Here is an 11388-nt window from a genome sequence, read left to right on the forward strand (position 1 = left end):
GGGCGGTTCACTGATCTAGTCGGCCAGGTCCACCACCACCGGGGCGTGGTCACTCGCGCCCTTGCCCTTACGCTCCTCGCGATCCACCAGCGCATATGTCGTACGCGCAGCCAGGGCGGGCGAGCCGAGCACGAAGTCGATCCGCATGCCCTCGCGGCGGGGGAAGCGCAGCTGCGTGTAGTCCCAGTACGTGTAGACGCCGGGGCCCGGCGCGTGCGGACGGACGACGTCGGCGTACCCGGCGTCCACGACGGCGCGGAAGGCAGCCCGCTCGGGCTCGGAGACGTGCGTCGAGGTGGCGAAGACGCGCATGTCCCACACGTCGTCGTCCTGGGGGGCGATGTTCCAGTCGCCGACGAGGGCGACCTGCGCACCGGGGTCGTCGGCCAGCCAGCCGGCGGCGGTCTCGCGCAGCGCGGCGAGCCACTGGAGCTTGTACTGGTAGTGCGGATCGTCCAGCGCGCGGCCGTTGGGGACGTACAGGCTCCACACCCGGACGCCGCCGCAGGTGGCACCGAGCGCCCGCGCCTCGGTGGCCGGGCTGTCGCCCCAGTGCGGCTGGCCGGGGAAGTCGATGGTGACGTCCGCGAGCCCGACGCGGGACAGGACGGCGACGCCGTTCCACTGGGAGTGGCCGACGTGCGCGACCTCGTAGCCGAGGGCGGTGAAGCGGTCCTCGGGGAACTGGTCGTCGCGGCACTTGGTTTCCTGCAGCGCCAGGACGTCGACGTCGCGGCGCTGCAGCCAGGCCACCACCCGGTCGGCGCGGGAGCGGATCGAGTTGACGTTCCAGGTGGCGAGCCGCACTGCGTCATTGTCGGCCTGCCGGCCGACACCGCCGCCAGGTGCCGCTCGCCCCGCATCGAGCCGCTGCGGCCCCGTCGCTCCTCGGGGACCCTCCGGGCCCCGCTCGTCGCTCGGACACACCGCCGCCAGGTGCCGCTCGCCCCGCATCGAGCCGCTGCGGCCCCGTCGCTCCTCGGGGACCCTCCGGGCCCCGCTCGTCGCTCGGACACACCGCCGCGTCGCTCGGACGATCAGGCCTGGCCGGCTGCCTGCGGGGTGACGTCCACGCCGGTCGACCGGCCGCGGGCGGCGGCTCGGGCGCGGGCGCGCTCGCGGCTCTCGACGAACCGGGTCGCCTGGGCGTCCAGGCCCTCGAGGAAGGCGGCCAGCTCCTCGCGCGCCTTCTCGCCGTCCGGACCGAGGTCGGTCCGCTCGAAGACCCGCCACGCGCGCAGCACCGGGCTCACCACCTCGTCGTGGTGCAACCGCAGGTCGTAGATCCCGGCCTTGGCGATGAGCGCGGAGTTGCGGCGGAACCCGGCCATAGTCGCGCCGGGCATCTCGAAGCCGGTCACCTCCTTGGTGACCGCCTGCATGGCCAGGTCCGGCGCGACGTCGAACGCCGCGTCCATCAGGTTCCGGTAGAAGATCATGTGCAGGTTCTCGTCGGCGGCGATGCGCGCGAGCAGCTTGTCGGCGATCGGGTCGCCGGTGGCCCGGCCGGTGTTGCGGTGCGAGACGCGGGTGGCCAGCTCCTGGAAGGAGACGTACGCGACCGCCTCCAGCGGGGTCTTGTCGCCGGAGTCGTAGCCGGTGGTCATGTAGTCCATCCGGGCGCGCTCCAGCTCGACCGGGTCGACGCCGCGGGTGACGATCAGGTAGTCGCGGAGCGCGATGCCGTGCCGGTTCTCCTCCGCCGTCCAGCGGCCCACCCACTGGCCCCAGGCGCCGTCCTGGCCGAAGCGGGTGGCGATCTCCCGGTGGTAGCTCGGCAGGTTGTCCTCGGTGAGCAGGTTGGTGATCATCGCCGCCTTGGCGGTCTCGTCCAGCCGGGACTGCTCCGGAGACCAGTCCTCGCCGCCGAGGAAGGCGAAGTTCCGCCCCTCGTCCCAGGGGGTGTAGTCGTGCGGGTGCCACTCCTTCGCCAGCTTGAGGTGCCGGTCGAGGTTCTGCGCGACCACCGGTTCCAGCTCGATGAGGACGGCGCTCTGCGGGGACGTGGACGGCATGGTGGACCTCCGGATCCGGGGCGACCTACGGACGCGTAACCTACGCTGCCGTAACCAACGGGCGGGATCAATGCTTCATGCCCCGGCGCGACCCAGGTCACCCGCCGACCGGCCGCTTTTCCGGCCGCGCCGTGCGACCAGCCCGGATCGGCGCCGTGCGGCACCCCCGGGAGACGGAACGGCCCGGTACGGACGACGGCCGCGCCGTGGCTCCCGACTGGTGGGAGCATGGCCGGACGACCGGGCGCCGCCGGGCGCTCCGGTCGACCACCCGGACGGCGCGGCTGAGCGGACGCCCGGAGCCCGGCAGGCCGCGGACGCGGTCGACGACGAACGGGGAGGGCGAGTGAGCGCCGGCCGCGACGCACCTCCCCCCTCGGCGCCGCCGGCACCCGCGGCCGACGTTGCGCGACCTCGCCGCTTCCCGGCGGTCCTGGCCTGGACGGTCCTCGGTGCGCTGCTGCCCGGGCTGGCCCTGCTCGTCGCCGGGCGGCGCCGGATCGGCGGCGCCGTCCTCGTCGTGTTCCTGCTGCTCGCCGGGGGCGCCGCCTGGGCGGCGACCGGTGGACGGCGCGCGGCGGTGCGGGCCGCGGTCGACACCGACGCGCTGCTGTGGGTCGCGGCCGGCGTCGGCCTGCTGGCGCTGGCCTGGGCCACCGTGGTGGTGGCCGGCTACCGCGTCCTGTCCCCGCCTGGCACCCCCCGGTGGCAGCACGTGCTCGGCGCCACCGTCGTGGCGCTGCTCGTCGTGGCCGTCGCGGCGCCCGCCCTCCAGGTCGGCCGCCTCGTCGAGGCCCAGCGCGATCTGATCGCCGGGGTCTTCGGGGAGGACGGCGAGTCCGCGACCGTGCGCGACACGCCCGACCCCTTCGGCGCCAAGGAGCGGGTCAACGTGCTGCTCCTCGGCGGCGACGCCGGCGAGGGTCGCGAGGGGGTGCGCACCGACACCGTCATCGTGGCCAGCGTCGACACCGACACCGGCGACACCACGCTGATCAGCCTGCCCCGCAACCTGCAGGACCTGCCCTTCCCCGCGGAGAGCCCGCTGGCGGAGGTCTACCCCGACGGGTTCGACGCCGGCAGCGAGAGCGAGAGCCTCCTCAACGCCGTGTACCAGAACGGCCCGGCCGCCCACCCCGACGTCCTCGGCCGCACGGCGAACCCGGGCGCCGACTTCCTCAAGCTGGGCGTCGGCGAGGCGCTCGGGCTGACGATCGACTACTACGTGCTGGTCAACCTGGAGGGGTTCAGCCGGCTGGTCGACGCGCTGGGCGGGATCACGGTGAACGTCAACTACTTCGTCCCCATCAACGGCGACCCCGGCCTGCGCATCCTCCCCGACGACTACATCGAGCCGGGGCCCGACCAGCACCTCGACGGCTTCACCGCGCTGCAGTTCGCGCGCGGCCGCTACGGCCTCACCGACTACGACCGGATGGCCCGGCAGCGCTGCACCATCGACGCCATCATCGAGGCGGCCGACCCGGTGACCCTGCTCCGGCGCTACCAGGAGCTGGCCGCCACGACCCAGGACATCGTGCGCACCGACATCCCGCGCTCGACCCTCGACGACTTCGTCGACCTCGCCTTCCTGGTCAAGGACGCCGAGATCCGCAGCCTCGTCCTCGACGACGGCGTGATCGACCCGGCCTACCCCGACTACGACGAGATCCGGCGGCTGGTCGACGGCGCCCTGCGGCCACCGCCGCCGGCAGCGGGGCCGAGCAGCGGCGCACCGGTCGGCGCGCCGTCGACGGCTCCCCCGGCCCCGACGTCGTCCGCCGCGGGGGCGACGTCCGCCCCGGGGTCGGCGTCGGCGTCGCCGACCGGGCCGGTCGACGACGTGGCCGACGCCTGCGCCTACGACCCCGTCCGCGCCGCCGAGGCGCGGGCAGCGGGCGAGCCGCCGACCCGGAACGGCTGACCCGAGGGCCTCGCCTCGCCGGGTGCATTGGAAGCTTTGCCCCCCGTTCCGGAGCGCGTCACGGGGGGCAAAGCTTCCAATGCCCTCGTCGGTGCCACAGTCAGGCGAGGGCGAGGTCGCGCCGGCGCAAGCCGCCGAAGCCGATGCCCAGCAGGACGGCGGCCACGGCGAGCAAACCGACGGTCGGGCCGGCGGCCCACGCCTCGAGCGGCATCGTGGGGACCCAGGCGATGGGGGAGAGGTCGCCGATCCAGGCCGGCCAGTCGAACGACTCGGCGAACATGGTCACCAGCAGGAGCAGGCCGACCGCCGTCCAGGCCAGCGCGGTCGCCAGCCGGGGCAGCAGACCGAACAGCGCGACCGCGAGACCGGTGACCACCCAGATCGCGGGCACGTAGGCGACCGCGGCACCGACCATCCGCCAGAACGCCGCCCCCTCGCCGAGCTGCGCCACCCGCGCCAGCCCGGTGGTGGCCCCCGACGCGGCCATGGTCAGCGCGGAACCGAGCAGGGCGACGGTGACGTGGCTGCCCAGCCACGCCGCCCGGCTCGTCGCCGGCCAGCACCGGCTCGGCGCGATCGGCGGACTCCTCGGCGCGGGCGCGCAGCACCGCCGACACGGCGTACGCCGAGGCCAGGATCGCGGTGATGGCGAACGTGGTGCCGAGGTAGGCGTCGACCAGCCGGTCGACGTCCGGGTTGCCGAAGACCAGCAGCGCCTCCTCGTTCTGGCCGATCAGCGTCTCGACCGACTCGGCGAGCGCGCCGTACACGACGCCCAGCAGCGCCAGCCCGACCAGCCACGCGACGAGCGCGCCGCGCTGCAACCGCACCGCCAGCCCCAGCGGGGAGAGCAGCGACCGCCGGGCGGTCGCCGGTCCCGGCCGCGGCTGGGTCAGCCCCGCGCCGAGGTCGCGCCGGTCCAGCAGCGCGAGGCCGACGACCACGAACGCGGCGGCGACCGCGAGGCAGAGCACCAGGGGCAGCCACCGGTCGCCCGAGTACGGGTGCGTGGCCTGCGCCCAGCCGACCGGCGAGGTCCACACCACCCAGTTGCCCTGGATGTCGCCGACGGCGCGCAGCACGAACGCGACGGCGAACAGGCCGCCGACGATGCCGTAGGCGGGCCGGGTGTGGCCGGAGACCTGGACGGCGACCGCGGTGATGCCGGTGAACACCAGCCCGCAGGCGCCGACCGCGGCGCCCAGCAGGAACGAGCCGCCCGCCGGAAGCCCGGACGCCGTGACCGCCGCGCCGATCGCCACCGCCAGCAGGACGCAGGCCAGCGCCGCCAGCAGGACGGCGGCCAGCAGGGGGGCGTGCCGGTCGACCCGGGCCGCCCGGACCAGCTCGGTGCGCCCGGCCTCCTCGTCGGCGCGGGTGTGGCGCGCGACGGTGAACATCGCCATGAGCGCGGCGATGAGCATGACGGTGCCCGAGATCTCGAAGGCGACCGCGCCGGCCACGGTGTCCAGCCCCACCGGCGGGCCGGCCAGCGCGATCGTCGCCGCGTTGGTCCCGACCGAGGCGCGGTAGGCGGCCAGGTCGGCGGGGCTGTCGTACAGCGCCTGGCTGGACACCGACTGCAGGACCACCATGAAGGTGCCGACGGCGATCCAGACGGGTAGCCGGACGCGGTCGCGCCGCAGGGCGAACCGGAACAGCGCGCCGGTGCCGGCGACGGCCGGGCCGCGCTCGGCGGGCGGACCGGCCGCGGGCCGGATGGCGGTGGCCGCGCTCACGAGCGCACCTCCGCGGGCTCGCGGACGGCGCCGTTGCCGGACAGCTCGTCGCCGTAGTGGCGGAGGAAGAGCTCCTCGAGGGTGGGCGGCGTGCTGGTCAGGCTCCGGACGCCGGAGCCGAGCAGGTGCCGCAGGACGCCGTCCAGGGCGTCGGTGTCGACGTCGAAGTGCGCCCGGCCGTCCTCGTGCCGCAGCTCGTGGACGCCGGGGAGGTCGTCGAGCCCGCTCACCGGTCGCGCGGTCTCCACGACGATCGAGGTGCGCGTGAGGTGGCGGAGCTCGGCGAGGCTGCCGCTCTGCACCGTGCGGCCCAGCCGGATGATGCTGACCCGGTCGCAGAGCGCCTCGGCCTCGGCCAGGATGTGGCTGGAGAGCAGCACCGTGCGCCCCTCGGCGCGCACCTCGCGGATGCACTCCTGGAACACCGCCTCCATGAGCGGGTCCAGCCCCGAGGTCGGCTCGTCGAGCACGAGCAGCTCGGCGTCCGAGGCCAGCGCCGCGACCAGGGCGACCTTCTGCCGGTTGCCCTTGGAGTAGGTGCGCGCCTTCTTCCGCGGGTCGAGGTCGAACCGGTCGAGCAGCTCGGCCCGGCGGCGCGGGTCGAGCCCGCCGCGGAGCCTGCCGAGCAGGTCGATCGACTCACCGCCGGTGATGCCCGGCCACAGCGTCACGTCGCCGGGCACGTACGCCAGCCGCCGGTGCAGCGCGACCGCATCGCGCCACGGATCGCCGTCGAGCAGTCGCACCCGGCCGGCGTCCGCGCGCAGCAGGCCCAGCAGCACCCGGATCGTCGTGGACTTGCCCGACCCGTTCGGACCGAGGAACCCGTGCACCTCCCCGGAGCGCACCTCGAGGTCGAGGCCGTCGAGGGCCCGGGTGGCGCCGAACGTCTTCACCAGTCCCGACACGGAGATCGCGGTCGTCATGGCGGGGACCGTACAGAACCTTCACATATTTGTGAAGTGTGTTGAATGAGCGATTCGTCCGTTACGGTGGAGGTCCACCGACAGGGAGGCTCCGTGACCGTCGCCGGCGAGGACACCGCGCGCCGCGAGCTGCTGCGCTACGTGGAGCGGTTCGCGTTGGTCCTGCGGGAGGCCGGCATGGCACCGATGCCGGCCCGGGTGCTGGCCTACGCCCTCGCCGACGACGCCGACCGGTACACCGCCGCCGACCTCGCCGAGGGCCTGCAGGTCAGCCCGGCGGCGATCAGCGGTGCGGTCCGCCAGCTGGTGCAGTGGGGACTGCTGGCGCGCGAGCGGGAGCCGGGCACCCGCAGCGACCTGTACGTGCTCGACGACCAGGACCTGTGGTCGCGCTTCATCGGGGCCGAGCTCAGCACCCTCGACCGGTTCATCGAGACGGTCGCCGCGGGCATCGACGTGGTGGGTCTCGACCGGCCGGGTGGACGACGGCTCGCCGAGACGCGGAACTTCCTCGCCTTCCTGCGGGAGCAGCTGGCCGACGCCGTCCGCCGCTGGCCGGCCGAGCGCGACCGCCGGGCCACCGACCGCTGAGCGCACCGTCGCCGCCCGGGCGGCGTGCCTGCTAGGTCGTCACCACGACGACGAGCAGCGTGCGGGGCCCGTGCACGCCCTCCACCCGCTCCAGCTCGATGTCGCTCGTGGCCGACGGGCCGCTGATCATGGTCAGCGGGCGGACGGGGTCGAGCCGGCGCAGCGCCTCGGGCACCGTGCCCACGACCTGGGCCGCCTCGACGACGCAGACCAGGCAGTCGGGCAGCAGCGACAGCGCCCGCCGGCCCGACAGCGGGGTGCCGTCGAGGACCAGGGTGCCGGTCTCGGCGATGGCGACGGCGACACCGGTGACCGAGGCGGCGACGTCGGCGAGCTGTCCCGGGGGGCGGCCGTCGTCCGCGGCCGCGCCGTCCGGGCGCCACTCGACCGGCACGCCGGGCGCCGCCAGCACGCCGGCAGCAGCCCATCCGGTGCCGAGGCCGTCGTCCAGGGCGCGCGCCACGGTGGCGGCGACGTCGCCCGGGCCGCACCGCAGCACCGAGGCCTTGTAGTCCTCGAGCCGGTCGACCAGCAGGTCCAGGAGCGCCGGGTCGCCGGGGGAGCGGTCGTCGGCCTGCCGGTAGTCGCGGGCGACGTCGGCGGGGGTGGCCCGGCCGTCGCCGAGCGCGGTGCGGATGCGGGTCAGCACCTCATCGCGCGCGCTCGTCACGACCCGTGCTCCCGGACCCATGCCTGGGTGAAGGTCTCCGCCGGCGGGGTGGGCAGGTCGCGGCTGCGGGTCCAGCCCGACAGCGGGGGCGGCATCGCCGGCAGCGTCGGCCGGCCGCGGGCGAGCAGGCGGCCGGCGCGCGCGGCGCGCTGGGCCAGCCGCCACCTCCGCGGATCGGCCATGACCTTCGCCAGCGCCCGGAACGCGACCCCCTCGGGCGTGGGCCGCTGCTGCGCCTCGACGTGCTCGGCGCGCAGGTGCACGAGGATGGACGGGATGTCGATGGCCACCGGGCAGACGTCGTAGCAGGCGCCGCACAGGCTCGACGCGTACGGCAGCGAGGCGTTGTCCTCCACCCCGGTGAGCTGCGGGGAGAGCACGGCGCCGATGGGGCCGGGGTACACCGAGCCGTAGGCGTGCCCGCCGGCGCGCTCGTACACCGGGCAGACGTTGAGGCAGGCCGAGCAGCGGATGCAGTGCAGCGCCTCGCGGCCCACCTCGTCGGCGAGGACCGCCGTCCGGCCGTTGTCGAGCAGGACGAGGTGGAACTCCTGCGGCCCGTCACCGGGGGTGACCCCGGCCCAGGTGGTCGTGTACGGGTTCATCCGCTCGCCGGTCGACGACCGGGGCAGCAGCTGCAGGAAGACCTCGAGGTCGCGCCAGGTCGGCACCACCTTCTCGATGCCCATGACCGTGACGAGCGTCTGGGGCAGGGTGAGGCACATCCGGCCGTTGCCCTCGCTCTCGACCACGGCGAGCGTGCCGGTCTCGGCGACGGCGAAGTTCGCCCCGCTGATGGCCACCCGGGCGCGCAGGAACCGCTCGCGCAGGTGCGCCCGGGCGGCCATGGCCAGCCGGCGGGGCTCGTCGGTCAGGTCGGCGTCGACCGAGGGCATCGTGCGCAGGAAGATCTCGCGGATCTCGGCCCGGTTCTTGTGGATGGCCGGCACCAGGATGTGCGAGGGCTTGTCCTGGCCGAGCTGCACGATCAGCTCGGCCAGGTCGGTCTCGAAGACGTCGACGCCGGCGGCCTCCAGCGCCTCGTTGAGGCCGATCTCCTGGGTGGCCATCGACTTGACCTTGACCACCTCGTGCGTGCCGGTGGCCTGCACCAGGCGGGTGACGATCTCGTTCGCCTCCCGGGCGTCGCGGGCCCAGTGCACCGTGCCGCCGCGCTCGGTCACGCGGGTCTCCAACTCGAGCAGGTGCTCGTCGAGTCGGGCCATCGTGGCGGCCTTGAGGGCCTTGCCCGCCGCGCGCAGCTGCTCCCAGTCGGGCACCTCGCCGACGACCGTCGCCCGCTTGGCGCGGATGGTCGAGGTGGCGTGGCCGAGGTTGGCGCGCAGCTGGCCGTCGCGCAGCGCCGTCCGGGCGGCGTCCGGGAACGGTTCGTCCCCCCGGAGGTGGCCCACGCCGCGGGGCGCCGTCGGCAGCCCGAGGAACGTCGGCGCCGGCCCCGGCACGGTCCCGGTCACGCGCCCCTCCCCGCCGTCATGCGGGCACCGCCGGCCGGGTGGTCTGGGACGGCGACACGGCTTCCTCCGTCGAGGCGAGGATCTCGGCCAGGTGCACCGTCCGCGTACCGGCGCGCAGCCGCGACAGCCCGCCGCCGATGTGCATCAGGCAGGAGGCGTCGCCGGCGGTGCACACCTCGGCGTGGGTCGAGAGCACGTTGGTCATCTTGTCGGTGAGCATGGCGGTCGAGGTGTCGGCGTTCTTGACCGCGAAGGTCCCGCCGAAACCGCAGCACTGCTCGGCGCCGGGCAGCTCGACGAGCGTCAGGCCGCGCACCTCGCGCAGCAGCCGGAGCGGACGGTCGCCGACCCGCAGCAGCCGCAGCGAGTGGCAGGTCGGGTGGTAGGTGACCCGGTGCGGGTAGTACGCGCCGACGTCGGTGACGCCGAGGACGTCGACCAGGAACTGCGACAGCTCGTAGGTGCGCCCGGCCAGCGCCGCGGCCTCGTCGGCGAGGGCCTGCTCCCCGAAGCGGCGCGCGACCGCCGCCTGCTGGTGGTGGATCGAGGCCACGCAGGACCCGGACGGCGCGACGACTGCCTCCGCACCGGCGAAGGCCCGCACGTGGTTGGCCACGATCGGCACCGCCTCGCGCCGGTACCCGGTGTTGACGTGCATCTGGCCGCAGCACGCCTGCCCCGGCGGGACGACGACCTCGTGGCCCAGCCGCTGCAGCAGCCGCGCCGTGGCGTGCGCGACCTGCGGCACCATCGTGTCCACCAGGCAGGTGGCGAACAGTGCAACCCTCACCCGCGTCCTCCTTCAGCCCGCCGCGCCGGTGCGGCGGACCATGCTCGACTCGCGGACGACCAGCGTCGGCTCGAACACCTGCTGCACGTGCCGGTGGTCCCCGCCCCGAGCTTCGTCCAACAGCAGCTCGGCCGCCCGTCGGCCCAGCTCCTGGCGCGGCTTGCGCACCGAGGTCAGCGGGACGGCGGCGGCCGCGGCGAAGTCGATGTCGTCGTAGCCCACGATGGCGAAGTCGTCGGGGACCCGGACGCCGTGCCGCACCATCTCCTGCAGCACGCCGAGGGCGAGCAGGTCGTTGGCGCAGATCGCCGCGGTCGGCCGCTCGTCGGCCGGCAGCCCGACGATCTGCAGCGCGGAGTCGCGCCCCCCGGCCACCGTGAGCGCCGGCGGCGACAGCACGGTCAGCGCGTCGTCGGTGCCGAAGGCGTCCAACACCGCCCGGTCGACGCCCTCGTGCCGCTCCTGGATCTGCGGCAGCCCGGACGAGCCGCCGATGAAGGCGATCCGGCGGTGCCCGCGCTCGACCAGGTGGGCGGCGGCGAGCCGACCGCCGAGCACGTCGTCGACCGCGACCGAGCACTGGTCGGCGGCCGGCGCGCGCCGGTCGAGCAGCACGACCGGGACGCCGCGGCGCCGCAGCGCATCCAGCGCGGGGGAGACCTCTGCTGTCGGCGTGATGAGCACCCCCTGCACGCGCTGCTCGGCCAGCACGTCGAGGTGCGCGGACTCCTTGCCCACCTGGTCGTCGGAGTTGCAGAGGATCACCGCCAGGCCCTCGGCGTTGGCGACCTCCTCGACACCGCGGGCGACGTCGGTGAAGAACGGGTTGGCGATGTCGAGCACGACCAGCCCGATGGTGCGGCTGCGTCCGGCCCGCAGGTGCCGGGCCGACTCGTTGCGGACGAACCCGAGCTCGGTGATCGCGGCCAGGACGCGCTCGCGGGTGGCGGCGCTGACGACGTCGGGCCGGTTGAGGACGTTGCTCACCGTGCCGACCGAGACGCCTGCGCGACCGGCGACGTCCCGGATGCTGGTGGTCAGTCCCCCTCCTCGGCTGCCACGGGCCGCGGATGGCACACCGCGGCGCACGCTCGTCGCCTGGATCGTGCCGCGCGATCTGAAACGTGTCAACGCCGCACCGGAGGTGGTCACGCGGGTGATGCACCGGCCGCGCAGTGACGGTTGACACACCTCCGCCCCGCTCCCTATGGTGTCCGCCACACCGCTAATGAAACGTTTCATGAATGGGTGGCAC

Annotated in this window: 11 protein-coding genes; 3 read left to right on the top strand and 8 right to left on the bottom strand. The window is 74.7% G+C overall.

Features of this window, described 5'->3' with window-relative positions:
• Nucleotides 1-15 precede the first annotated feature (15 nt).
• Nucleotides 16-807 (bottom strand): exodeoxyribonuclease III, encoded by a 792-nt coding sequence (locus tag OF117_RS11805; protein WP_263553033.1) that lies wholly within the window; start codon nucleotides 805-807, stop codon nucleotides 16-18.
• A 230-nt stretch (nucleotides 808-1037) separates the two neighbouring features.
• Nucleotides 1038-2015, bottom strand: a complete 978-nt coding sequence (locus OF117_RS11810; protein WP_263553034.1) for an acyl-ACP desaturase — start codon at nucleotides 2013-2015, stop codon at nucleotides 1038-1040.
• Nucleotides 2016-2361: 346 nt separating this feature from the next.
• Here OF117_RS11810 and OF117_RS11815 point away from each other — a divergent pair, with 346 nt between their 5' ends.
• Entirely contained in the window at nucleotides 2362-3939 is a 1578-nt protein-coding gene (locus OF117_RS11815) for an LCP family protein (RefSeq protein ID WP_263553035.1), read from the top strand.
• A 100-nt stretch (nucleotides 3940-4039) separates the two neighbouring features.
• Here OF117_RS11815 and OF117_RS11820 read toward each other — a convergent pair whose 3' ends face one another.
• Nucleotides 4040-4429, bottom strand: coding sequence for a hypothetical protein (locus OF117_RS11820; protein WP_263553036.1), 390 nt, complete (start codon nucleotides 4427-4429; stop codon nucleotides 4040-4042).
• A 28-nt stretch (nucleotides 4430-4457) separates the two neighbouring features.
• Here OF117_RS11820 and OF117_RS11825 point away from each other — a divergent pair, with 28 nt between their 5' ends.
• Nucleotides 4458-5567: a hypothetical protein gene (locus tag OF117_RS11825; protein ID WP_263553037.1), complete on the top strand. Its 1110-nt coding sequence runs from the start codon at nucleotides 4458-4460 to the stop codon at nucleotides 5565-5567.
• Nucleotides 5568-5677: 110 nt separating this feature from the next.
• Here the strand turns inward: OF117_RS11825 and OF117_RS11830 are convergent, their stop codons facing one another.
• Nucleotides 5678-6607, bottom strand: a complete 930-nt coding sequence (locus OF117_RS11830; protein WP_263553038.1) for an ABC transporter ATP-binding protein — start codon at nucleotides 6605-6607, stop codon at nucleotides 5678-5680.
• A 93-nt stretch (nucleotides 6608-6700) separates the two neighbouring features.
• On the opposite strand from OF117_RS11830, the gene OF117_RS11835 reads away from it, so the two are divergent.
• A complete protein-coding gene (locus tag OF117_RS11835; protein ID WP_263553039.1) occupies nucleotides 6701-7198 on the top strand; it encodes a GbsR/MarR family transcriptional regulator in 498 nt (165 codons plus the stop codon).
• A 31-nt stretch (nucleotides 7199-7229) separates the two neighbouring features.
• Here OF117_RS11835 and OF117_RS11840 read toward each other — a convergent pair whose 3' ends face one another.
• Genes OF117_RS11840 through OF117_RS11855 form a run of 4 tightly spaced genes read right to left on the bottom strand, consistent with a single transcriptional unit; the run spans nucleotide 7230 to nucleotide 11222 of the window.
• Entirely contained in the window at nucleotides 7230-7868 is a 639-nt protein-coding gene (locus tag OF117_RS11840) for a lactate utilization protein C (RefSeq protein WP_263553040.1), read from the bottom strand.
• Nucleotides 7865-9343 (bottom strand): LutB/LldF family L-lactate oxidation iron-sulfur protein, encoded by a 1479-nt coding sequence (locus OF117_RS11845; protein WP_263553041.1) that lies wholly within the window; start codon nucleotides 9341-9343, stop codon nucleotides 7865-7867. The genes OF117_RS11840 and OF117_RS11845 overlap by 4 nt, the downstream gene beginning before the upstream one ends.
• Nucleotides 9344-9359: 16 nt before the next feature.
• Nucleotides 9360-10133, bottom strand: a complete 774-nt coding sequence (locus tag OF117_RS11850; RefSeq protein WP_263553042.1) for a (Fe-S)-binding protein — start codon at nucleotides 10131-10133, stop codon at nucleotides 9360-9362.
• A 12-nt stretch (nucleotides 10134-10145) separates the two neighbouring features.
• Nucleotides 10146-11222, bottom strand: coding sequence for a LacI family DNA-binding transcriptional regulator (locus OF117_RS11855; protein ID WP_318014243.1), 1077 nt, complete (start codon nucleotides 11220-11222; stop codon nucleotides 10146-10148).
• Nucleotides 11223-11388 lie beyond the last annotated feature (166 nt).

It is taken from the genome of Geodermatophilus sp. YIM 151500, assembly GCF_025716945.1.
Taxonomy (GTDB): domain Bacteria; phylum Actinomycetota; class Actinomycetes; order Mycobacteriales; family Geodermatophilaceae; genus YIM-151500.